Source organism: Mesorhizobium sp. NFR06 (assembly GCF_900115245.1).
Lineage (GTDB): Bacteria > Pseudomonadota > Alphaproteobacteria > Rhizobiales > Rhizobiaceae > Mesorhizobium.
Genome location: NZ_FOVT01000001.1, coordinates 338,211 through 360,130 on the forward strand (window position 1 = coordinate 338,211; position 21,920 = coordinate 360,130).

A 21,920-nucleotide genomic window follows, 5' to 3' on the forward strand; every position below is an offset into this window, starting at 1 on the left:
AAGGATAGCGCAGTAGGATCGAAGCCCGTGTCCTTTCTCGAATTCTCGAACATCACCAAGACCTATCCGGGCGTCAAAGCTTTGTCGGACGTGTCGTTCGGCGTCGAAAAGGGCGCCGTGCACGGATTGATGGGCGAGAACGGCGCCGGCAAATCCACCTTGATCAAGATCCTCTCCGGCGACCAGCATGCCGATGAAGGCGAGATCCGCATCGACGGCGAGATCCAGGCCTATGCCTCGACGAGGAACGCCTTCGACAACGGCGTCATCGTCATCCATCAGGAATTGCAATTGGTGCCTGAACTGACCGTCGCCGAGAATCTCAGCCTTGGCCGCTTTCCGGCCCGTACCGGCGTCATCGCCCGCCGCCGGATGCTCGACGATGTCGGCGCCAAGCTGAAATCGGCCGGCATCGACATCGACATGCGCCGCAAGGTCAAGACGCTCTCGATCGGCGAACGCCAGATGGTCGAGATCGCCAAGGCCGTGATGCTCGACGCGCGCGTCATCGCGCTCGACGAGCCGACCTCGTCGCTGTCCTCGCGCGAAAGCGAGATCCTGTTCGCGCTGATTGGCCGGCTGCGCGGCGAAGGCAAGGTCATCATCTATGTCTCGCACCGCCTCGATGAGGTGTTCCGGCTCTGCGACAGCCTGACGGTGCTGCGCGATGGCAAGCTGGCCGCGCATCACGCATCGCTGAAGGATGTCACGCGCGATCAGGTCGTGGCCGAAATGGTCGGCCGCGAGATTTCCGACATCTGGGGTTTTCGCACGCGACAGACAGGCGATGTCAGGCTGAAGGTCGACAAGCTTAGCGGCGCAAGGCTGCGGACGCCGGCAAGCTTCGAGGCCCGCGCCGGCGAGATTGTCGGCTTCTTCGGCCTCATCGGCGCCGGACGCTCGGAGTTGATGCGGCTGGTCTTCGGCGCCGACCCGCGCTCGGGCGGGATGATCGCCGTCGACGGCAAGACGGTTGCCGCGGCAAGTCCGCATGAGGCGATCCGGGCCGGCATCGTGCTGTGCTCGGAAGACCGCAAGCATGATGGCATCATCCAGGGCCGCTCGATCGAGGAGAACATCAACATCTCGTCGCGGCGCCATCACACGCGCTTCGGCGTCCTGAACCGCGCCAGCGAGATCGCCACGGCCGAAAGCTTCATCAGGAAGCTCAAGGTGCGCACGCCCTCGCGCAGGCAGGACATCGTCAATCTGTCCGGCGGCAACCAGCAGAAAGTCATCCTTGGCCGCTGGCTGTCGGAGCAGGGCATACGCGTGCTGGTCGTCGACGAGCCGACGCGCGGCATCGATGTCGGCGCCAAGTCGGAAATCTACGAACTGCTCTACCAGCTCGCCGAGGACGGCATGGCGATCGTCGTCGTCTCCTCCGAACTGCCGGAAGTGATGGGCATCTGCGACCGCATCCTGGTGATGTGCGGCGGGCGCATCAGCGCCGAGCTCACGCGCGACCAGTTCGCCGAAAAGGTGATCCTGGCCGCGGCCCTTCCCGACAAGAAAACCCCCGACGCGATCGCATCCTGAGGACAGCCGATGACCGACCCGTTGAAAAAGATACTGCTCGGCGAGCAGGGCCTCGTCGTCATCTTCATCGCCGCCTTCGCGCTGGTGTCGCTGCTCGTGCCGAATTTCCTGACCGACCGCAACATGCTGGGCCTCCTGCAGTCCGTGGTCACCGTCGGCATCGTCGCCTGCACCATGATGTTCTGCCTTGCCGCGCGTGACTTCGACCTGTCGGTCGGCTCGATCGTCGCCTTTGCCGGCATGGTCGCGGTGATGGCCTCGAACGCCACCGGCTCGATCCTGCTCGGCCTCATCGCCGCCGTCGCTTGCGGCGCGTTTGTCGGCTGGGTCAACGGCGTCGTCATCGCCAAATTCCGTATCAATGCCTTGATCACCACCTTGGCCACCATGCAGATCGTGCGCGGCATGGCGCTGATCTCGTCGGACGGCCGCGCCGTCGGCATCAACAGCCCGGATTTCTACCAGCTCGCTTTGTCGAAGCTGCTCGGTATACCGACGCCGATCTGGGTGCTGGCGGTGCTCTTCGCCATTTTCGGCTTCGTGCTCAACAGCACCGTTTTCGGCAAGAACACGCTCGCCATCGGCGGCAATCCCGAGGCCTCGCGCCTTGCCGGCGTCAACGTCGACAGGACGCGCATCTGGATCTTCACGCTGCAAGGCGTGGTCTGCGGCATTGCCGGCATCCTGCTTGCCTCGCGCATCACCTCGGGCCAGCCCAACGCCGCGGTCGGGCTCGAGCTCTCGGTGATCTCGGCCTGCGTGCTCGGCGGCGTCTCGCTTGCCGGCGGCCGCGCGACGATGTCGGGCGTCATCGTCGGCGTGCTGATCATGGGCATCGCCGAGAACGCGATGAACCTGCTCAACATCCCGGCCTTCTACCAGTACATCGTGCGCGGCGTGATTCTGCTGCTTGCCGTGCTGCTCGACAATCTGCGTTCGTCGGCATTGGGCCGGCGTTGAGCCGGTATGTCGATATCGACCCGATGGGGCTGAAGATACTCGCCCCCGGCCGAACTCGCACGGCCGGGATCGCCATGGCTGTCTTCGACTGGAGTGACGACGATGAGTGAGCGCCTTTCAGGCAAATCCATCTTTCTCACCGGTGCTGCCCAGGGCATCGGCCTCGCGATCGCCGAAGCCTGCCTCGCCGAAGGCGCCAACCTGTTCATGATCGATCGCGATGGCGGGCTTTTGGACCGAGCCGCCTCGGGGCTGTCTGCGTCAGACGGTCGTCTCGGACATTGCGAGGCCGACATAACCGATGCTTCGGCAATCACGTCGGCGGTCGGTCGCGCGGCGCAGGAAATCGGTCCGGTCAATGCGCTGATCAACAATGCGGGGATGAATGTATTCTCGACGCCCCTCGACGCGACCGAAGTGGAATGGAACCGCAATTTCGACGTCAACGTCAAAGGCGCGTGGAATTGCTGCAAGGCGGTCCTGCCGGGCATGCTTGCAAGCGGCGGCGGGGCGATCCTCAACATCGCCTCCACGCATAGCTTCACCATCATCCCGCATACCTTTCCCTATCCCGTCGCCAAGCACGCGCTGCTCGGCCTGACCAGATCGCTGGCGCTTGAATATGCCGGACAGGGCGTGCGCGTGAATGCGCTGGCGCCAGGCTATGTCGAGACGCAGAAGGCCCTCGACTACTGGAAGAGTTTTCCGGACCCGGTTGCGGCGCGGGCCAACACCATGGCGCTGCATCCCGGTGGACGCATCGCCTCGGCGCGCGAGATCGCGCTCGCCGCGGTGTTCATGATTTCCGACGAGTGCCCGTCCATGAATGCGGCCTGCCTCGTCGTCGATGGCGGGCTGAGCCAGCTTCAGCATCCCGCCTGAACATCGCCGAGGACACGGCCCCGACGAACTTGCACGCGTTCAATATTCACACGCTAGGATCGGGATTCACACGCTAGGATCGGGCGGTCCGCGACCGGGGTCGCGCCTGGCCCGTCGATCAGAAACGCTCGCGATAGTCGCGCGGGTTGGTACCGAGGACGCGCAGAAAGCCACGCCGCATCGTTTCCTCTGAACCGAAGCCGCAGCGCCGGGCCGTTTGGCGGACCGTCTGTCCTCGCTCCAGCATCCGTCGCGCCGCTTCGATCCGGATCTCCTCGATGGCGCGGGCGGGTGTGCGTCCCGTTGCCTGCTGGTAGTGCCGCGAGAAACTGCGCAGGCTCATATTGGCGTGGTCGGCCAGCTGCGCCAGCGAAAGGTCGCCGTCCAGATTGTCGAGAATCCAGCCATGCAGTCGGTCGAAGCGTCCGTCGCCTTCCTGCAGCTTGAGGGTTTGGCTGAATTGTGCCTGGCCGCCGGGACGTTTCAGGAAGACGACCAACTCGCGCGCCACGGCGAGCGCCATGCGCCGGCCAAGGTCGGCCTCGACGAAGGAAAGCGCAAGGTCGATGCCCGCCGTCACGCCTGCGGACGTCCAGACATTGCCGTCGCGAATGAAGATCGGGTCTGGTTCGAGCCGGACCGCCGGAAAGCGCCGGGCGAATTCCGCGCAGCGACCCCAATGGGTAACCGCGCGACGGCCGTCGAGCAGGCCTGCCTCCGCCAGCAGCATGGCGCCGCTGCAGACGGAAGCCGTTCGCACGGCATCCCGCGAGCGGCCGGCGACCCAATCGATCAGCTCTGGATCCTCGCAGGCGGCATTGACGCCCCATCCGCCAGGCACGATCAGCGTGTCGATATCGAGCCCGTGCGCAGGCAGCGCCGTGGTCTCCAGCACCAGACCGGCCGACGTCTTTATCCGCGGGGAGCCGGCGACGACGACGAGCTCGTATACGGCAGGCTCACCGGCCTGCGTCCTGAAGTCATTAGCGCTGGCGAAAACCTGAAGCGGTCCGCTGACGTCGAGGAGTTGGACGTCAGGATAGGCTAGAATTTCAATACGGCGCATAGTTTGGCCTGAAACGAGGGGTGATTGGCGATCGTGCCAAAGCATGATGCCTTAGGTTGCCCGGAGTCAACCTGTGGAGATTTCCATGACCCTTCGTTTCGGCATCCTCGTGTTCCCCAACGTCCAGCAGCTCGACCTCACCGGCCCCTATGAAGTCCTGGCAACCGCCAAGGGCGCCGAGGTGGAATTGATCTGGAAGGACCGTAATCCGGTGATGTCGTCGACGCGTCTTTCCCTCACACCGACGGCGACCTTCGACGATTGCCCACCTCTCGACGTGCTGTGCATCCCAGGCGGAGGCGGCGTCAACGCGCTGTTGGAAGACCAGGCTGTCCTCGATTTCGTGCGGCAGCGTGCGGCGCAGGCACGCTACATCACCTCGGTGTGCAGCGGCGCCCTGGTGCTCGGCGCGGCCGGCCTGCTCGAGGGCAAGCGGGCGACCACGCACTGGTATGCCCATGATTTCCTTGAAGAGTTCGGGGCTGTGCCCGTCGATGCGCGGATCGTCGAGGACGGCAAGCTGATCACCGCGGGCGGTGTCACCTCGGGGATCGATTTCGGTCTGGCACTGGTCGCAAGGCTCCTCGGCCAGGCCGAAGCGGAAACCGTGCAGCTCGCGCTCGAATATGCTCCGGCTCCTCCCTTCCGCTCGGGCACGCCCGCCGAGGCTTCTTCGGCTGTGCTGGCGGAGGCAAAGGAGCGGCTCGCGGCTTCGCGGCGGGTTCGCGAGGAAATGTTTGCTCGCTGGCGCAAGGCTCGCGCGGCCTCCGGCCCGGCCCGTATCCAGGCCTGAAGCCACAGGGCCGAATGGCGCCTATCCGCGCCATTCGGTCCGGCCTCGTTTCGACGGTTGACACGTCTCGCCGGCTGTGCAGAAATTGGTTGGACCATTGAACCACTTTAGGCTCAGCCGGCTTGACCGATTTCTTGCCCCCCATCCAGACGACGGCCCGCGACGACGCGGTGCTGAAGGCGTTGGTGGGGTTCGTCAGGCAGGAGGCATTGGGTCCCGGCGAGAAGCTGCCGACAGAACGGATCCTGGCCGAGCGCCTCAAGGTCAGCCGCAACACGGTGCGCGAAGCGCTGACGCGATGGGAAGGGTTGGGCCTCGTCGAGCGGCGTCAGGGCTCAGGCACTTATCTCAAGGCGGCAGTCTCTCCCGACATGCTGCACATGCCGCTGACATTGGCCGGCGGCAATGATTTCAGCGGCCTGATGCGCACGCTGGAAATTCGCCGCGCCCTCGAAGCCGAGGCGGCGGCACTGTGCGCCGTCCGCGCCGGCAAGGCCGAGATCGCCGAGATCGAGCGCAAGCTCGACATCATGGAGGAAGCCTTCCGGACCCGCGCCGGCATGTCCTCGGAAGAGGATTGGGAGTTCCATCAGGCGGTCTATCGCGCCTCGGGCAATCCGCTGTTCGAGCAGATCATTTCGGCCATGCACGAACTGTTCCATCGCTTCTGGGAACATCCGCTCGGCGTGCGCGACTTCGGCCATGCCAGCTTTCCCTATCACCGCACCATCTTCGACCGTATTGCCGCGCACGATCCCGACGGCGCTCGCGCCGAGGCGCTGAAGCTCATCGCCACCGTCGAGAACGATCTGAAGCGCGGCGCCGCCAACCTCAAAATGTCGGACCGCAAATGAACGAGCAGCCCAGCACTTTCGATCCGGCCGCCCTGGCCAGCGACTATCTCGGCGAGGCGGCGACGCTGCTTGCCCACGACGATCCGTTTCCCGGCGGCGCGGTGGTGCCGCCGATCTACCAGACCTCGCTGTTCACATTCGACAGCTATGCCGACATGGCTGACACCTTTGCCGGCCGGCGAAAGCAGCCGATCTATTCGCGTGGCGACAATCCGACGGTGATGGAGTTCGAGGCCCGCGTGGCGGCGTTGGAAGGTGCTGAGGCCGCGCGCGGCTTCTCCAGCGGCATGGCGGCGATCAGCGCCACCGTGCTTGCCTTTGTCGGCGCCGGCGAGCGCATCCTCGCCGTGCGCAACTGCTATGGCGACGCCTACCGGCTGTTCGAGCGGCTGTTCCCGCGCCTCAACATCAAGGTCGACTATGTCGACGGTTCCGATCCGGACGCGGTTGCCGCCGCACTTCCCGGCGCCAAGCTGCTTTATCTCGAAAGCCCGACCTCAATGATGTTCGAGCTGCAGGACCTGGAGCACCTGACGCGGCTGGCGAAGGAACAGGGCATCGTCACCACCATCGACAATTCCTGGGCCACTCCCGTCTTCCAGAAGCCGATTACACATGGCGTCGATCTGGTGCTGCATTCGGCCTCGAAATATCTCGGCGGTCACAGCGACACCGTCGCCGGCGTGGTGGCGGGGTCGGCCGCCCATATCAAGCACATCAACGAGCAGACCTATTCGCAGCTTGGCGCCAAGCTGTCGCCCTTCGAAGGCTGGCTGCTGCTGCGCGGCCTGCGCACCTTGCCGCTGCGCCTGCCGCATCACATGAAGAGCGGGCTCACGATTGCCGAGCGGTTGAAGGCGCATGGCAAGGTCGAGCGGGTCAATCACCCTGCCTATTCCAATCACCCCGGCAAGAAGACGCTTGCCGGCTATGCCGGGCTGTTCTCCTTCGAGGTCACCGAGGATGTCGACATCCCGGCCTTCGTCGATGCGCTGAAGTTCTTCCGCATCGGCGTCAGCTGGGGCGGCCATGAAAGCCTGGTCGTGCCGGCGAAAGCTTCGCTCGAGCAGACGCCGGGCATCAATTCGATGGCGCGCTTCGGCGTCAGCCCCCGAACCATCCGCTTCAATGTCGGATTGGAAAATGTCGAGGATCTCTGGGCCGACATCGCCCAGGCCTTCGACAAGTCAAAAAAATAAGTCGTCCAAAAATGGGAGTCCTGAAGATGAAAAGACTGTCCGTCATGCTTGCCGCCACAGCCGGCCTGGCGATTTCCGCCAGCAGCGCGCTGGCCGACACCACCATCAAGCTGGTCGAGGTCATCACCAGCCCGCCGCGCACCGAATTCCTGAAGAAGCAGATCGCCGAATTCGAGAGCGCCAACCCGGGCATCAAGGTCGAGGTGGTCTCGCTGCCCTGGGGCCAGGCCTTCGAAAAGTTCCTCACCATGGTGCAGGCCGGCGACACGCCCGATGTCGTCGAAATGCCGGAACGCTGGATGGGCCTCTATGCCAACAATGGCCAGCTCGAGGATCTTGGTCCCTTCATGGCCCAGTGGGATGACGCCAAGACGCTGGGCGACCGCGCCAAGCAGTTCGGCTCGACCGTCAACAACACCCAGTTCATGATCCCCTACGGCTATTATGTGAACGCCCTGTTCTGGAACAAGAAGCTGTTCAAGCAGGCCGGCCTCGATGGCCCGCCGGCGACGCTCGATGAATTCGTCGAGGATTCCAAGAAGATCTCGGCCATCCCCGGCAAATACGGCTACTGCCTGCGCGGCGGCCCCGGCGCCTTCAACGGCATGCACATGTTCATGAACATCGCCGACGGCAAGGGCGGCTATTTCACCGATGACGGCACCTCGACCATCAATGACGAAGGCTCGGTCAAGGGCCTGCAGATGCTTGCCGACATGTACAAGAACGGCCTGGCGCCGAAGGATGCCGTGAGCTGGGGCTTCAACGAGACGGTGACCGGCTTCTATTCCGGCACCTGCGCCATGCTCAACCAGGATCCCGATGCGCTGCTCGGCATCGCCGACAAGATGAGCGCCGACGATTTCGCCGTCGCGCCGCTGCCGGTTGGGCCGAGCGGCAAGTCCTATCCGACGCTGGGCTATGCCGGTTGGGCGATGTTCGCCAATTCGCAGCACAAGGACGAGACCTGGAAACTGATGGCGACGCTGCTGTCGCCCAAGGACAATCTGGAATGGGCCAAGGAAGTCGGCGTCATTCCGATCCACAACGGCGCCGACCAGGATGCCCACTTCAAGACCGAGCAGTTCAAGGGCTGGTTCACCGAGCTCAGCGACACCTCCAAATATGAAATGGTGACGCCGCCGACCCACCTCGAAAACCTCGGCAACTTCGTCGACCAGGTGGCGATCAAGAACTTCCAGGAAGTGCTGCTCGGCCAAAAGCCGGCCAAGCAGGTGGCCGACGAATGGGCCGCGTTCCTGACCAAGGAACAGAAGGACTGGCTGGCCAAGAACAAGAAGTGACGCCCTTCTTCCTTCTCCCCGTTCAAGGGGAGAAGGTGGCCCGATAGGGCCGGATGAGGGGCAGCGCCAGCATTTCGAGGTTCGCGCCGCCCCTCATCTGCCTGCCCTCCTTCGCAGCAACTGCGCCGCTGCTACGGAGGGTGAACCGGCATCTTCTCCCCGTATAGCGACGGGGAGAAGGACGCTGTCACTTACGCCAGCACCCAACCTTCACCGTAGAGCCAAAACTTATGACCTACGCAGTGTCCGAAATCCGATCCGCCGTCCGGCCGCGCAAGAAGCCGCTGAGCAAGGCAGCGATCGAGCCCTGGCTCTATCTTTCGCCTTCTATCGTTCTGCTGGTCGTAGTGCTTCTGGTGCCGCTGATCATCGGCATCAGCTATTCCTTCCGCAAATTCTCGGCCTTCAAGTCGCAGTATGTCGGTCTTGCCCAGTATCAGGCGATGGTCTCCGACCAGGTGCTAGGCCAGGCGCTGATCAACACGCTCTGGTGGACGGTCGCCAGCCTGTTCTTCCAGTTCTTTCTCGGACTGGGTCTCGCGCTGCTGCTCGACAAACCTTTCTACGGCCGCAAGATCGTGCAGGCGGTGGTATTCCTGCCCTGGGCGGTACCGTCTTTCCTCTCTGGCCTCACCTGGGCCTGGCTGTTCAACCCGATCATCGGGCCGCTACCGCACTGGCTCTTCGCGCTTGGCCTGAAGGCCGAACCCACCAATGTGCTGTCAGATCCCGCTACGGCCATGTGGGGCCCGATCGTCGCCAACATCTGGTTCGGCATCCCGTTCTTCGCCATCACGCTGCTGGCCGCGTTGAAATCGATCCCTTCCGAATTGCATGAAGCGGCGGCCATCGACGGGGCTTCGCCCTGGCAGCGCTTCACCAAGGTGACGCTGCCGTTCCTGGCGCCGACCATCGTCATCACCGTCATGCTGCGCACCATCTGGATCGCCACCTTCGCCGACCTGATCTTCGTCATGACCGAGGGCGGGCCGGCCGGCTCGACCAGCACGGTGCCGGTCTATATCTATGTCAGCGCCTTCAAGTCGCTGGATAAGGGCTACGCCTCGGCGGTGGCGGTGCTGCTCCTGGTGCTGCTGATCGCCTATGCCATCGGGCTGATTGCCATCCGCCGCACGCTTGTGAGGCACGTCTGATGATCGCCGGTCGCTCAACCTCATCGCGCATTGCCGGCGGCGTCGGCCTTTACGCGGCCATCGCCGCCTATGTGATCTTCGCGCTGTTCCCGATCTTCTGGACGCTCAAGATCTCGGTGACGCCCGAGCGGCTGCTCTATTCCGAGGGCATCACCTTCTGGCCGTCGCAGACGACCTTTCAGAACTTCATCACCGTGCTCGAAGCCTCCGACTTCCCGCGCTACTTCCTCAACAGCGTCATCGTCTCGGTGTCGACGGCGGCGCTGGTCACCGTCATTGCCACGCTCGCCGGCTACGCCATGTCGCGCTTCACCTTCCGCGGCAAGGCGACGCTGGCGATCCTGTTGCTTCTCACCCAGACCTTCCCGCTGGTCATGGTCATCCCGCCGATCTACCGCATCATGGGCGATCTCGGCCTGACCAACAGCCTGACCGGCCTGATCATCATCTACACCGCCTTCAACACCGCCTTCGCCACTTTCCTGATGCAGTCCTTCTTCGACGGCATCCCGAAGGACCTGGAGGAGGCGGCCATGATCGACGGCTGCACGCGCGCCCAGGCCATGCGCCGGGTGATCGTGCCGCTGACCCTGCCCGGCATGGGCGCCACGCTTGGCTTCGTCTTCACCGCCGCCTGGAGCGAGCTTTTGTTCGCGCTGATGCTGATCTCCAGCGACGAGCAGAAGACCTTTGCCGTCGGCCTGCTCACCTATATCGGCAAGTTCGCCGTCGACTGGGGGCAGATGATGGCCGCCTCGATCCTGGCGCTGATCCCGGTCTGCATCTTCTTCGCCTTCCTGCAACGTTATCTCGTCACCGGCCTCACCGCCGGCGCGGTCAAAGGATAAAAGATGGCTTCCGTCACGCTGCAACACATCGAGAAGGACTATGGCTCGCTGCGCATCCTGCACGGCGTCGATCTCGAGATCGCCGACGGCGAGTTCGTCGTCCTGGTCGGCCCCTCCGGCTGCGGCAAGTCCACGCTGCTGCGCATGATCGCCGGCCTCGAAGAGGTCACCGGCGGCGAGATCCGCATCGGCGAGCGGCTGGTCAACGACGTCGCGCCCAAGGACCGCGACATCGCCATGGTGTTCCAGTCCTACGCGCTTTACCCGCATATGGACGTCGCCTCGAACATGGGCTTCAGCCTGCTGCTGAAGAAGGCCGAGAAGACGACCATCGACGGCAGGGTCGGCGCCGCCGCCAAGCGCCTCGGCCTCGACAGCTATCTCGGCCGCTTGCCGCGCCAGCTTTCCGGCGGCCAGCGCCAGCGCGTCGCCATGGGCCGCGCCATCGTGCGCGACCCGAAAGTCTTCCTGTTCGACGAGCCGCTGTCGAACCTCGACGCCAAGTTGCGCGTCCATATGCGCGCCGAGATCAAGGCACTGCACCAGCAGCTCAAGACCACCTCGGTCTATGTCACGCATGATCAGGTCGAGGCCATGACCATGGCCGACCGCATCGTCGTCATGCATGACGGTTACGTCCAGCAGGTCGGTCATCCGCTCGAGCTCTACGACCGGCCCGCCAACACTTTCGTCGCCGGTTTCATCGGCTCGCCGGGGATGAACTTTTTGCCCGCGAAAGTCGCCAAGGGCGGCAAGGCGGATGCCGTGCTCGCCGACGGCCAGAAGCTGCGGCTGCCGGATGGTCTGCCGCTGAGCGATGGCGACGAGCTCACCATCGGGCTGAGGCCCGAGCATATCAAGCTGGTCGACGATGGCGCGCTGAAGGCGGAGGTCGAGGTGGTCGAGCCGCTCGGCCTGTCGACGCAGTTCTATGTCAGGCTGGCCAATCAGCAGATCTGCGTCTTCGTCATGGGCCGCAGCGATGTGAAGCCCGGCGACAGGATCCGGCTCGGCGCCGATCCGGCCGCGCTGCATCTTTTCGATCCGAAGCGTGGGGATAGGATCGGATAAGCCTGCCGGTGCGGCGCCGCTGGCCCTAAGCTAAAATCCTTCCTGTTGATTCGTCTCGGCAGGAAAAGGCATGAGCAAGGCCCTCGGCACATTCGCACTGATCACGGTTTTCGGCGCCTTGCTGATGGCGCTGTCGTTGTCCGTGGCGAGGCATGGCTATCCCTATGGCGCGTTCGGCGTGAAGCGTCTCGACGGCATTGCCGACGCCGGCTCCTTCCTGGCCATTGCCGCCATCTATTTCTTCGGCGCGATGCTGATGATGATCCTGCCCATCCGCGCCGCCGGCATAGTGCTGACCCATGCCGCCGACGCGATCTTCTGGGCGACGGTCGTGCTCTTCGCGACCATCGTCGGCTCGCTGCTTGCCAGATGGGCCTTCGGCCAGCATGAGGTGCTCTGGGCGCTTTTCAACTGGCGCTTTCTGTTCGTCGCTGCGATCGTTGCGGCGCACCTCACCATGAACGAGCTTCGCCGCAATATCCTGCTCAGAAGCCTGTTCTTCGTTGTCTTCGGCGCGGTCACGCTCGCCTGCCTGTTCTGGTCGTTCTCGACCTGACGGGAACTGGCCCTAGGTTTAAGATCGCGGGTAGACCTCATACCGGACAATGACTATATCATTTGTCTGACAATTGACCGGCCGATGGCTGTGACAAGCAAAAAACTCAAGGAAACAACATGACTGTGCTGCGTAAGAACCTGATCGACGGCGAGTGGCTTGGCGAAGCCGGCTCGCGCAACATCAACCCGTCGAACACCAACGATGTCGTCGGCGAATATGCGTCGGCCGGTCCCGAGGAAGCAAAACAGGCCATTGCGGCCGCCAAGGCGGCTTTCCCCGCCTGGTCCCGCTCCGGGCCTCTCGCCCGCCACGCCGTGTTGAAGAAAACCTCCGACGAGATCATGGCCCGCAAGGACGAGATCGGCCGGTCGCTGGCCCGCGAGGAGGGCAAGACGCTGGCCGAGGGTGTCGGCGAAACCATCCGTGCGGCGCAGCTCTTCGATTTCTTCGCCGGCGAGACGCTGCGCCTCTCGGGCGAGATGGTGCCGAGCGTGCGGCCTGGCGTCGGCGTCGAGATGACCCGCGAGGGCGTCGGCGTCGTCGGCATCATCACGCCGTGGAATTTCCCGATCGCCATTCCCGCCTGGAAGATCGCCCCGGCGCTGGCTTACGGCAACACCATCGTCTTCAAGCCGGCCGAGCTGGTGCCCGAAAGCGCCTGGACCATCGTCGACATCCTGCATCGCGCCGGCCTGCCCAAGGGCGTGCTCAACCTCGTCATGGGCAAGGGATCGGTGGTCGGCCAGGCGATGCTCGACAGCCCCGATGTCAACGCCATCTCCTTCACCGGCTCGGTCGGCACGGGCAAGCGCGTCGCCGCGGCGAGCGTCGAACACATGCGCAAGTTCCAGCTTGAGATGGGCGGCAAGAATCCGCTCGTCGTGCTCGATGACGCTGATCTGGCCGTCGCTGTCGATTGCGCGGTCAACGGCGCCTATTTCTCGACCGGACAGCGCTGCACCGCGTCTTCGCGCCTGATCGTCACCGAAGGCATCCACGATCGCTTCGTCGACGCCGTCAAGGAGCGCCTGAACAAGCTCGTCGTCGGCGATGCGCTGGATGCCAAGACCCAGATCGGCCCGGTCGTCGACCAGACCCAGCTCAAGCAGGACGAGGACTACATCGCCATCGGCCGCCAGGAAGGCGCCGAGCTCGCCTTCGGCGGCGAGCGGCTGGAGCGCGAGGCGCCTGGTTTCTATCTGCAGCCGGCGCTGTTCGTCGGCTCGACCAACGCGATGCGCATCTCGCGCGAGGAAATCTTCGGCCCGGTCGCCAACGTCATCCGCGTCAAGGACTATGACGAGGCCTTGGCCGTCGCCAACGACACGCCATTCGGCCTCACCTCCGGCATCTGCACCACCAGCCTGAAGCACGCGACCTATTTCAAGCGCAATTCCGAAGCCGGCATGGTTATGGTCAACCTGCCGACGGCAGGCGTCGATTTCCACGTGCCGTTCGGCGGCCGGAAGGGGTCGAGCTACGGTCCGCGCGAGCAGGGCCGCTACGCGATGGAGTTCTATACGACGGTGAAAACCGCCTATACGTTCGCCGGCTAGGCAAAGTGGGGGAGGGGCCGATGACGCCAGGCATGGCCGACATGGCGTGGCTTAACCCGCCGCCGCACCACACGTTCGGCAATGGCACGCTCATCGTCCGAACGGCCCAGGAAACCGACTTCTGGCGCGAGACCTTCTATGGCTTCTGGCGCGACAACGGCCATTTCCTCTACCGTTCCGTCGAGGGTGACTTCACCGCCGAGGTCACCGTCAAGGGTGACTACAAGGTACTCTACGATCAGGCGGGGCTGATGCTGCGCCTCGCCGAGACGCACTGGATCAAGGCCGGCATCGAGTACACCGACGGGCTGGCTTACTTCTCCGTCGTCGTCACCAACGACACCTCCGACTGGTCGCTGGTCAGCATTGCGGCCGGCAAGGATGGCGTCAGGATCCGCCTGACCCGCCACGCCGAGGCGATCCGCGTCCAATATCTGGATGCTGCGGATGGCCACTGGAAGCCGGTGCGGCTGGCCTATTTGCCAATCTCGAAAACTGTCGATATCGGCATGATGTGCTGTTCGCCGCAGCGTGAGGGTTTTGAGGTGACATTTTCCGACTTCACGATCGGGCCGGCGATTTCGCGGGACCTGCACGACTGAGCTTCGGTAAAAGGCGAGCTCTTTTGCGGACCCGGTCGCGGCGCCCGAAAGCGTCAAACCCCGGGTTCGGCATCATGCTCTATTGTGAGGCAATTCCTCAGCGGCATCAGACCGCGGCCGGCATACGGCCACTGGCAGGCCGCTCGTCCTCGGCGGCAATGGCCATTCGCCGGCGCCGGAAAGCCGGCAGCGGGTTCAGCTTGAACAAGCCGTAATAGACGATGAACGAGGCCATGAAGTAGGGGCCGAGCATCTCGACCTCGAAGAAGGAGCGGATCAGCATCAGCCCGATCGCGCCGGCTAGCACCACCGAATCGGCGCTCCAGTCGCCGAACACCACTTTCGAGACATGGCCGTAGAAAGCGCGCAGGATGACCAGCGCCAGCAAGGTGACGCCGATGAAGCCGATCTCGACCAGCGTCTCGACATAGGTATTGTGGAAGTGGAAGCCGGAGCGGGTCGAGATGTAGAATTCCGCCCACAGCCGCTCCGGATCGGCGAAGCCCTGCACCCAATAGGCGGCATAGCCATAGCCGAGCAGCGGATGTTGCTGCGCCGCCTCCCAGCCCTGCTCCCAGAGATAGGTGCGGCCGGTGAGCGTCGAATCCTTGCCGAAGATGCCGAGCACGAGATCCAACAGGCCGAGGTTGAGCGCTGCGGCCACGCCGGTCACCAGCGCACCGGCGCCGACTATGAACAGCACGCGACGATAGCGCCGCGACAGCACCTTGGTCATGGAGAGCAGCGCCACGATGCCGATCACGGCCGGCAGCGAGGCCACCGACGTTGCCGAATGGGCGATGGCAAGCATGTACGATGACAACAGCAGGATCGGCGTGGTCCAGACAAAGCCCAGCCAGTTGCGCCGGTAGAAAACCACGAACGCAAGGCAGAAAAAGATGCCGAGCGAAGAGAAGAAGCCGATCTGGTTCTTGGAACCGAAGGCGCCGACGAAATTGACCGTGCCGTCGAGCGTGTCGAGTGCATAACCGCCGACTTGCAGTGAATAGAGCAGGACGATGAAGATACCGATCAGCGAGCCGACCACCAGCGTGCGCGTGTTGATGGTGCGCGCCGCGACATAGGCGCAGACGATATGCGAGGAATATTGCACCGCCGCGCGCGCGCTTATGCCCGCCGCCTGGGACCAGAAGACCGAGAAACAGACATAGGCCGCAAGCAGAATGGGCAGCCAGGCGCTTGAGAGTTTCCAGGTGAAACGCCGGTAATCAACGAACAGCAGCGGCAGCCAGACTGCGTAATAGGCAAGGATCAGGATCTGGCCGAAATTGGGCGAATAGGCGAAGGCGACCATGGAAACCGCGACGGCGAAGGCGCCGTAGGTCTCGTTGCGGTCGGGATCGATCAGAATGGATTTCGGAATCTTCATACCGGATTTTTGCCCGTTGGGCCCTTCTCTGTCCGGTCAAGCCTTGACGCACGACCACTTGTCATTGTGCGTTGCAGCATAACCTACCGCCCTGGCGTCGGCGGCTCAACCGGAAATGTTGTCGCGCGCTACGAAGGCGATGAACCGCACTAAGCCACGGCCCGCGCGCGCTGCATCTGCCGCTGCAGGAAGCGCCGCACCGGCTCGTCATAGATGCGTGTGGCGATGTCGGCTATGACGATGACCACGCCCGCCATCACGATGCCGAACCAGGGATGGTGCGCGAACGGATCGATCGAGACGGCCTTGCCGGCACCGGCGATGATCATCAGCATCGGCGTGTGGATGATGTAGATCGGGTAGGAAATTCGCCCGAGCCAGCCATAGAAGCCGGACAGAAGCGGCGCGGTCGGCGCAACCGCGCCGGTCATTACCATGATCGGGAAGACGATGACGATTGCGGCAAGGTCGTAGAGAACGCGCGCGCCGCCCGCCGGGGCAATGGCGAAGACGGCAAGCGTGAGCAGGATCGCGCCTTCGACCCAGTAGCCGCGCCGCAGGAAGCCGAGGCTGCCCTGGTAGCGCGCCATCGACCGGCAGAGCAGCACGCCGAAGAAGAACGAGAATGACACGCGTGGCAGCCCGCTGAGGATGGTGTTGCCGGTCATGCCGAAATCGAGCGTGCCGGCGAAAACCGCGGCGGCGACGAGCAGCACGAGGCTGACGGCCACGATCCCCGTCAGCGCGCGCCGCGACAGCAGGAAGAAGACGGCGACATAGGCGATGTTGACAATGAGCTCGAAGAACAGCGACCACGAAGCGGGATTGAGCGGAAAGATCGTATGATAGGCGTCGCTGACCAGCGGGATGAAGAGCATGCCGGTCGTCAGCTGCATGCCGATCTCCGACAGCGGCATGTATTCCGCCGGCATCAGCCCGTTCTTGACCAGCAGGTAGAAGAAGCCGAGCAGCGTGCCGGCCAGATAGAGCGGATAGAGCCGGATCAGGCGGATGGCCACGAAGGAGCCGAAGCCCATGCCGTTCTCGATCTTGCGGTCGTAGGCATGCGCGATGACGAAGCCGCTGAGCAGGAAGAAAAGGTCGACCGCGAGATAGCTCGACGGCAGCACCCTGCCATCGGCAAGGAATGGCGAGAAATGGTAGAGCATGACGCTGATTGCCGCCACGCCGCGGATGGCGTCGAGGTTCAGATACACATGACGCGGGGCTGCGGGCTGCATGTTATGCCTTCAAGGGTCCAAACAGATCGCCCGCCCGCGCGGTAGCGCGAACGAGCCTGGCTTGTTCCTCCCGCCTCTGTTTCTCGGCTCGCTCGAAGCGAGTCCGAACCGGCGACGCTACTGGCTCGCCGTCGGCGCCAGCTTCACCTTGATCACGTCGCCCGGCAGGACGGGCGTGTCTTCCTTGGCCTCGATCTCGCTCGTCTTGCCGTCGGCAACCCGCACCAGCGAATAGAGCAATGCCGGTTCCTGGTCGCCGGTGATGCCGGCCGCCGTCGCGGGGTCTGATGCCTGCGCGATCAGGCCCTTCTGCATGCCGGCCTTCAAAGTCGCCTCGTTCAGATCCGCCTCGGTCTGCTGACGGCTGGCGGTAAGAGCGGAATTCAGCGAGTTCCTGGCATCGATGGCGTCCTGCTCTGCCTTGCTGATCGACTGCTTGGCGGTGAGGATAGCCGTCTCGTAGTCCAGGATCTTGCCCTGCAGGTCGGTGACCGACTGCTGCGAGGAAAGCAATCGTGCATTGGCAATCAGGCCTTTCTGCGCCAGCGGGCCGATGCTGTCGGCCTGCTGCACCGCCAGATCGACCTGCTTCTGCTGGTTGGCGATCTTTTTCTGCAGCGATTCGATTTCCGACTGCAGGACGCCTTTCAGGTCATCGAGCGCGTCGAGCTTCAGCTTCAGTGATTTCTGGTCCGAGACCAGGATCGCCGTTTCGTCGGCGACGATGGGCGGCAATCTCGAATCGCCCTGAATTTCCTGAGGCACCTCGAAAGTCGTTTTCCCGGCCAGGTCGGCGTCGATGCGGGCCCGCTTGACCAGCAGCCGCAGGCGCTGGTCGTCGTAGATGTCGTAGCTGCCCTTGGCGGTCACCAGATCCTTGCCGACCTGAGGACCGTAGTCGGCATTGCGCCGCATGCCACCGGCGATGCTGATTGCCTTGAGCACGGTCAGGTCGGGGACGAAGGGAAACTGGCCGGGGTTCTGGACCTCGCCTGAAATGTAGAACGGCCGGAACTGCGCCATCTCGACCGAGGCTTCCGGCTTGTCCGGCAGCGCCAGTTTGCGTTGCAGGGCCAGCCCGATCGCCGAAGCAATCTCCGCTGTCGTTTTGCCGGCTGCCTGCATGTCGCCGACGAACGGCACCGACAGCGTCCCTGCCGGGCCGACCGAATACTCGCCATTGATAGCCGACCAGTCGCGGAACGTGCCGTCGACCGTCTGCCATTCGGCGACGCGGATGTTGAGCTTGTCCTGTGGGCCAAGGAGATAGTCGCCGGCGGCAGCGAGCTGCGGCATGGCTAGCGACGCTCCGACGAGCAACGCGCCCGCGAAGCGGGCGGCTGTCCTGGGCATGAGACTGCAGGCGAAAGACAGTCCGAATAGGTCTTTTGTCAAATGAACGTTTCCGATCCGCTTTGGCCCCATCCGCCCGATGAGATCACTGCCGGATGCCTGCCCCGAATTCGATAGGGCCGGCCCGTTGGTCAATAGCTGCCGCGCGACATCCACACGGCAGGAACCGTCTTGAAGATGATGCGTATGTCCTCGAACAACGACCAGTTCTCGACATAGTGGCGGTCGAAGGCGACGCGCGTGTCATAGGATACGTCGTTGCGGCCGCTGACCTGCCACAGCCCGGTGAGACCCGGGCGCGACTTCAGGTAATAGACCGCGGCGCTGCCATAGATCTCCAGCTCATCGCGCACGACCGGGCGCGGGCCGACGAGGCTCATGTCGCCCTGCAGGATGTTGAGGATTTGCGGCAGCTCGTCGAGGCTGAGCTTGCGAAGCACCTGGCCGACGCGGGTGACGCGCGGATCGTTCTTCAGCTTGCGCGTCGCGATCCATTCGGCGTTGGCCTCAGGATTGGCCGCCAGATGGGCGGCAAGCACGCGCTCGCCATCCGGCACCATGGTGCGGAATTTGAGGCAGGAGAAAATCCTGCCGCCGCGGCCGATCCGCTTATGGCCATAGAAAATCGGACCGTTGTCCGACAACTTGACCAGCAGGGCGATCATCAGGAACAGCGGGCTGAGCAGAACCAGCCCGGCCAGGGAACCCACGATATCGAAACTGCGTTTGAGCAGACCGCCGATGGGGGGTGGAAAATCAACGCCGACCTGCGCAAAACCCGCATTAGCCGACTTGGCGACGTCCCTCATGCAGAAGCTCCATACGTTGAACGGATGGTTTACGGCAAGATATCAAAAAAATGCTGCAGCGCAACACACAATTTCCCATCGCGATGAAATGTGCACGTCATGAATTGACCAAATAATAAACCTGCCCTGCCCAAATTTTCACCTTTGTGGCACGTTTATGACAAGGTGAGGGAAAACCAGGAAAATGTAGTCCAGATTTTGGGCCATTTTTGGACAGTGCATTCTTTGCTGCAGAAGAAGCGCGGTTGCATGCGCTCGGAAGCACTCGCAAAGGTAAGTTGTTCGGGTAAAATACTAATCAAAGTCGCAGGTTTTACTGAGGCTGCATGCGCCCCATCGAATAGCTGGCCGAGCCGGAGTGTGCGTCGCAGCATGGCAGAGTCGATCTCGTAAATTCGTTGGAAACCATACCTGCGGGGCCTTGCTCCAGCCGGCGCGCCTTAATAGAGTCGCAAATTGTTCCTGTCATAGTCTGCATGGGTAAGGAAGGCCGGAAGCAACCGGCCGGATTGGGCAGCCATAAAGAGCTCTTTGGCGCAACGGGGAGTTACGCGGGTGGGTAGATCGCAGCTTCTGCATGTTCGTCTCGGTTGAGAGGCGGGCGAACATGTCTCTGCCAAAATTCATCGTCGGAATGATGTTCGCGCTGGCGATCGTTATCGGCTGGTCGTATTTCGATGGTGCATCGGCGGGCACGATCCTGCTCCGTGCCGTCGTCTGTGCCGTCATCATCCAGGCGGGCTATTTCCTTCTGGTCTTTGCCATGATCGGCAGAACCACGCCGACATCGGCCGAAAAGGTTCGCGACGCCGACCGCGGCACAATCCTGAATAAAGTCGCCGAAGGCGAAAAGCTAAGCGCCAGACGCAGCCTCAACTGATCGTTCGATCTGAGGGACCAGCGCGGCCTCGGCCGGCGGCGCGGGTTCGCGCTCGGCCTGCTCGCCCGACAGCATCTTGGCAAGGCGGCTGCCGGCCTTTGCCTTCAGCCGCTGATATTGTCCGACTTCGACGATGCGTCCGTTCTCGATGGCCACGACCCAGTCGGCAAAGGCGATCATCGATGGTCGGTGAGCGATGGTCAAAATCGTCATCTGGCCACGCAGCGCCTCGATCGATTGGGCGATCGACGACTGATTCTGCCAGTCGAGCGCGCTCGTCGCCTCGTCGAGGATCAGCAGCGACGGCTTGCGCAACAGCGCCCGCGCCAAAGCGATGCGCTGCCGCTCGCCGCCGGAAAGCCTGACGCCGCGGTCGCCCACCACAGTCTCGAGCCGCAATGCCATCCGCTCGACAAAATCCGCCGCATGGGCATTGTGCAGGGCCGCCCATAGCTCGTCGTCGCCGGCCTCAGGCGCGGCAAGGCGCAGATTGGCGGCGATCGTGTCGTGCAGCAGGAACACATCCTGCGGCACATAGGCGACCTGATCGCGCCAGGCCCTGCGATTTTGTGCCGTGATCTCCACGCCGTCGGCCAGGATCCGACCGCCGGTCGGTTCGAGCAGGCCGAGCAGCATGTCGGCGATCGTGCTCTTGCCGGAACCGGAAGGGCCGATCAGCGCCGTCACCTTGCCGGCCGGCAGGCCGAAGGTGATGTCGCTGACCACCGGTCTCCCATCGCCCTCGCCATAGGCGAACGAGACGTCGCGAATGTTGAGGCCGGTATCGAGCGACAGCTTTGCGCCTTGTTCGGCCATGCCGGGCGCCGCCTCGCGCTCGGCGTCGAAGCGGGCCTGCAGGCCTTGCATCGAAGCATAGGCCGGCAGGTTGATCAGCACCTGTTGGGTCTGAAGCTGCATGTCCATGAAGCGCGGCGCGACCCGCATGAACACCAGCAGCAGCACGACGATCTCGGCCAGCGACAGGTGGAAGCGCACCAGCGCGATATAGATGAACAGGCTGAGCCCGATCACGCTCGCCACCTGGAACAGGGCGGTGCCGAGCGAGCTGTTGCGGACAAAGGCGATGTTGTCGGCCTTCATCCTGTCCAGCGCCGCGCCAAGCTCGGAAAAATAGCCCGCCTCGACATTGAGGCTCTTGGCCACCTTTATGCCGCCGAGGAATTCGGAGACCGTGCGATACTGGTCCTGGCGATTGCCGGTCAGCGCGCGGCCATAGGCGCTGGCGCGCGCCCTGAACGGCTGCAGCGCAACCAGCAGCACCAGCCCGATCAGGATGGCGAAGGACGTCATCACTGGCGAGATGAATAGCGAGACCACCAGGTAGCCGGTCAGGAGCAGGGTGGCCTGGGTGAGCATCAGCAGCGAGAAGGCTGCCACCTGCACGCGGTCGACGTCACCGTTCAGCGCGTGGTCGAGGTCGGAGCTGCGGATGCGGGTGAAAACCCCCCAGCGCGCCTGGCCGATGCTCTCGAACAGGTTCATGCGCACGCGGTTGACGAAATCATAGAGCAGCCGCGCCATGTAGACCGACTTGAAGCGGTTGAACATCGCTTGCAGCGCCACCAGCGCGACAAGCAGGCAAAGCACCGTCGCAAGCGACAGCGCCCCGCCGGGCACCAGCCATTGCAACGCCTCCGGCACCCGCACCGCGTAGTCCTGATCGGCCTTGCCGATCAGGCGCAGCAACGGAACGAGCAGCAGGATCGAGATGCCCTCCGTCAGGCTGCCCAGTATCAGGAAGGTGAGCGCCGTCGCCGTGCGCCGGCCGCCGACATGCGCCATCATGGCGCCGAAGCCAGCGACATCGTGCAACAGCGACAGGCGGAACTTGGAGCCCAT

Annotated in this window: 20 protein-coding genes; 14 read left to right on the forward strand and 6 right to left on the reverse strand. The window is 63.4% G+C overall.

Features of this window, described 5'->3' with window-relative positions; genetic code table 11:
- Positions 1-27: 27 nt before the first annotated feature.
- From araG to F3H96_RS01625, 3 genes are all read left to right on the forward strand, one after another.
- Positions 28-1,539: an L-arabinose ABC transporter ATP-binding protein AraG gene (araG, locus tag F3H96_RS01615; protein WP_149790182.1), complete on the forward strand. Its 1,512-nt coding sequence runs from the start codon at positions 28-30 to the stop codon at positions 1,537-1,539.
- 9 nt (positions 1,540-1,548) lie between these two features.
- Positions 1,549-2,499 carry an L-arabinose ABC transporter permease AraH gene (gene araH, locus F3H96_RS01620; RefSeq protein ID WP_149790183.1) on the forward strand — a complete coding sequence of 317 codons (951 nt, stop codon included), beginning with the start codon at positions 1,549-1,551 and terminating at the stop codon, positions 2,497-2,499.
- 102 nt (positions 2,500-2,601) lie between these two features.
- Positions 2,602-3,381: an SDR family oxidoreductase gene (locus F3H96_RS01625; protein ID WP_149790184.1), complete on the forward strand. Its 780-nt coding sequence runs from the start codon at positions 2,602-2,604 to the stop codon at positions 3,379-3,381.
- Between the two features lie 118 nt (positions 3,382-3,499).
- Here F3H96_RS01625 and F3H96_RS01630 read toward each other — a convergent pair whose 3' ends face one another.
- Positions 3,500-4,447 (reverse strand): GlxA family transcriptional regulator, encoded by a 948-nt coding sequence (locus F3H96_RS01630; RefSeq protein WP_149790185.1) that lies wholly within the window; start codon positions 4,445-4,447, stop codon positions 3,500-3,502.
- An 85-nt stretch (positions 4,448-4,532) separates the two neighbouring features.
- Between F3H96_RS01630 and F3H96_RS01635 the strand changes: the two genes are divergently transcribed.
- The 10 genes from F3H96_RS01635 (at position 4,533) to F3H96_RS01680 (ending at position 14,387) form a co-directional block, all read left to right on the forward strand.
- Positions 4,533-5,240 carry a DJ-1/PfpI family protein gene (locus F3H96_RS01635; RefSeq protein WP_149790643.1) on the forward strand — a complete coding sequence of 236 codons (708 nt, stop codon included), beginning with the start codon at positions 4,533-4,535 and terminating at the stop codon, positions 5,238-5,240.
- Between the two features lie 122 nt (positions 5,241-5,362).
- Positions 5,363-6,094 (forward strand): FadR/GntR family transcriptional regulator, encoded by a 732-nt coding sequence (locus F3H96_RS01640; RefSeq protein WP_149790186.1) that lies wholly within the window; start codon positions 5,363-5,365, stop codon positions 6,092-6,094.
- On the forward strand, positions 6,091-7,293 hold the full coding sequence (locus F3H96_RS01645; protein ID WP_149790187.1) for a PLP-dependent transferase: 1,203 nt from the start codon (positions 6,091-6,093) through the stop codon (positions 7,291-7,293). Before F3H96_RS01640 ends, F3H96_RS01645 begins: the two co-directional genes overlap by 4 nt.
- A gap of 26 nt (positions 7,294-7,319) precedes the next feature.
- Positions 7,320-8,597, forward strand: coding sequence for a sugar ABC transporter substrate-binding protein (locus F3H96_RS01650; protein WP_149790188.1), 1,278 nt, complete (start codon positions 7,320-7,322; stop codon positions 8,595-8,597).
- A 230-nt stretch (positions 8,598-8,827) separates the two neighbouring features.
- Positions 8,828-9,751 carry a sugar ABC transporter permease gene (locus F3H96_RS01655; RefSeq protein ID WP_149790189.1) on the forward strand — a complete coding sequence of 308 codons (924 nt, stop codon included), beginning with the start codon at positions 8,828-8,830 and terminating at the stop codon, positions 9,749-9,751.
- Positions 9,751-10,599 (forward strand): carbohydrate ABC transporter permease, encoded by an 849-nt coding sequence (locus tag F3H96_RS01660; RefSeq protein ID WP_149790190.1) that lies wholly within the window; start codon positions 9,751-9,753, stop codon positions 10,597-10,599. Before F3H96_RS01655 ends, F3H96_RS01660 begins: the two co-directional genes overlap by 1 nt.
- Positions 10,600-10,602: 3 nt before the next feature.
- Positions 10,603-11,670: a sn-glycerol-3-phosphate ABC transporter ATP-binding protein UgpC gene (gene ugpC, locus F3H96_RS01665; protein WP_149790191.1), complete on the forward strand. Its 1,068-nt coding sequence runs from the start codon at positions 10,603-10,605 to the stop codon at positions 11,668-11,670.
- Positions 11,671-11,740: 70 nt separating this feature from the next.
- Positions 11,741-12,226: a hypothetical protein gene (locus F3H96_RS01670; RefSeq protein ID WP_149790192.1), complete on the forward strand. Its 486-nt coding sequence runs from the start codon at positions 11,741-11,743 to the stop codon at positions 12,224-12,226.
- Positions 12,227-12,345: 119 nt separating this feature from the next.
- A complete protein-coding gene (locus tag F3H96_RS01675) occupies positions 12,346-13,785 on the forward strand; it encodes an aldehyde dehydrogenase family protein (protein ID WP_149790193.1) in 1,440 nt (479 codons plus the stop codon).
- Between the two features lie 20 nt (positions 13,786-13,805).
- Positions 13,806-14,387: a DUF1349 domain-containing protein gene (locus F3H96_RS01680; RefSeq protein ID WP_149790194.1), complete on the forward strand. Its 582-nt coding sequence runs from the start codon at positions 13,806-13,808 to the stop codon at positions 14,385-14,387.
- A 106-nt stretch (positions 14,388-14,493) separates the two neighbouring features.
- Here the strand turns inward: F3H96_RS01680 and F3H96_RS01685 are convergent, their stop codons facing one another.
- The 4 genes from F3H96_RS01685 to F3H96_RS01700 form a co-directional block, all read right to left on the reverse strand.
- Positions 14,494-15,777 (reverse strand): O-antigen ligase, encoded by a 1,284-nt coding sequence (locus F3H96_RS01685; RefSeq protein WP_149790195.1) that lies wholly within the window; start codon positions 15,775-15,777, stop codon positions 14,494-14,496.
- A 149-nt stretch (positions 15,778-15,926) separates the two neighbouring features.
- Positions 15,927-17,018 carry an acyltransferase gene (locus F3H96_RS01690; RefSeq protein WP_149790196.1) on the reverse strand — a complete coding sequence of 364 codons (1,092 nt, stop codon included), beginning with the start codon at positions 17,016-17,018 and terminating at the stop codon, positions 15,927-15,929.
- A gap of 117 nt (positions 17,019-17,135) precedes the next feature.
- Complete coding sequence (locus F3H96_RS01695) at positions 17,136-18,371, reverse strand: polysaccharide biosynthesis/export family protein (protein WP_149790197.1); 1,236 nt, start codon at positions 18,369-18,371, stop codon at positions 17,136-17,138.
- 131 nt (positions 18,372-18,502) lie between these two features.
- Positions 18,503-19,180, reverse strand: coding sequence for a sugar transferase (locus F3H96_RS01700; protein WP_149790198.1), 678 nt, complete (start codon positions 19,178-19,180; stop codon positions 18,503-18,505).
- 607 nt (positions 19,181-19,787) lie between these two features.
- On the opposite strand from F3H96_RS01700, the gene F3H96_RS01705 reads away from it, so the two are divergent.
- Positions 19,788-20,060 carry an exopolysaccharide production repressor exox gene (locus tag F3H96_RS01705; protein WP_149790199.1) on the forward strand — a complete coding sequence of 91 codons (273 nt, stop codon included), beginning with the start codon at positions 19,788-19,790 and terminating at the stop codon, positions 20,058-20,060.
- On the opposite strand, the gene F3H96_RS01710 is transcribed toward F3H96_RS01705, so the two are convergent.
- Positions 20,034-21,920: an ABC transporter ATP-binding protein gene (locus tag F3H96_RS01710; RefSeq protein ID WP_149790200.1), complete on the reverse strand. Its 1,887-nt coding sequence runs from the start codon at positions 21,918-21,920 to the stop codon at positions 20,034-20,036. The genes F3H96_RS01705 and F3H96_RS01710 overlap by 27 nt on opposite strands.

Excerpts from the sequence above, each read along its gene's own strand:
- araH (WP_149790183.1), top strand. The coding sequence starts at position 1,549 with ATGACCGACCCGTTGAAAAAGATACTGCTCGGCGAGCAGGGCCTCGTC.
- F3H96_RS01625 (WP_149790184.1), top strand. The coding sequence starts at position 2,602 with ATGAGTGAGCGCCTTTCAGGCAAATCCATCTTTCTCACCGGTGCTGCC.
- F3H96_RS01630 (WP_149790185.1), bottom strand. The coding sequence starts at position 4,447 with ATGCGCCGTATTGAAATTCTAGCCTATCCTGACGTCCAACTCCTCGAC.
- F3H96_RS01635 (WP_149790643.1), top strand. The coding sequence starts at position 4,533 with ATGACCCTTCGTTTCGGCATCCTCGTGTTCCCCAACGTCCAGCAGCTC.
- F3H96_RS01645 (WP_149790187.1), top strand. The coding sequence starts at position 6,091 with ATGAACGAGCAGCCCAGCACTTTCGATCCGGCCGCCCTGGCCAGCGAC.
- F3H96_RS01650 (WP_149790188.1), top strand. The coding sequence starts at position 7,320 with ATGAAAAGACTGTCCGTCATGCTTGCCGCCACAGCCGGCCTGGCGATT.
- F3H96_RS01655 (WP_149790189.1), top strand. The coding sequence starts at position 8,828 with ATGACCTACGCAGTGTCCGAAATCCGATCCGCCGTCCGGCCGCGCAAG.
- F3H96_RS01660 (WP_149790190.1), top strand. The coding sequence starts at position 9,751 with ATGATCGCCGGTCGCTCAACCTCATCGCGCATTGCCGGCGGCGTCGGC.
- ugpC (WP_149790191.1), top strand. The coding sequence starts at position 10,603 with ATGGCTTCCGTCACGCTGCAACACATCGAGAAGGACTATGGCTCGCTG.
- F3H96_RS01670 (WP_149790192.1), top strand. The coding sequence starts at position 11,741 with ATGAGCAAGGCCCTCGGCACATTCGCACTGATCACGGTTTTCGGCGCC.
- F3H96_RS01675 (WP_149790193.1), top strand. The coding sequence starts at position 12,346 with ATGACTGTGCTGCGTAAGAACCTGATCGACGGCGAGTGGCTTGGCGAA.
- F3H96_RS01680 (WP_149790194.1), top strand. The coding sequence starts at position 13,806 with ATGACGCCAGGCATGGCCGACATGGCGTGGCTTAACCCGCCGCCGCAC.
- F3H96_RS01685 (WP_149790195.1), bottom strand. The coding sequence starts at position 15,777 with ATGAAGATTCCGAAATCCATTCTGATCGATCCCGACCGCAACGAGACC.
- F3H96_RS01690 (WP_149790196.1), bottom strand. The coding sequence starts at position 17,018 with ATGCAGCCCGCAGCCCCGCGTCATGTGTATCTGAACCTCGACGCCATC.
- F3H96_RS01695 (WP_149790197.1), bottom strand. The coding sequence starts at position 18,371 with ATGCCCAGGACAGCCGCCCGCTTCGCGGGCGCGTTGCTCGTCGGAGCG.
- F3H96_RS01700 (WP_149790198.1), bottom strand. The coding sequence starts at position 19,180 with ATGAGGGACGTCGCCAAGTCGGCTAATGCGGGTTTTGCGCAGGTCGGC.
- F3H96_RS01705 (WP_149790199.1), top strand. The coding sequence starts at position 19,788 with ATGTCTCTGCCAAAATTCATCGTCGGAATGATGTTCGCGCTGGCGATC.
- F3H96_RS01710 (WP_149790200.1), bottom strand. The coding sequence starts at position 21,920 with ATGGGCTCCAAGTTCCGCCTGTCGCTGTTGCACGATGTCGCTGGCTTC.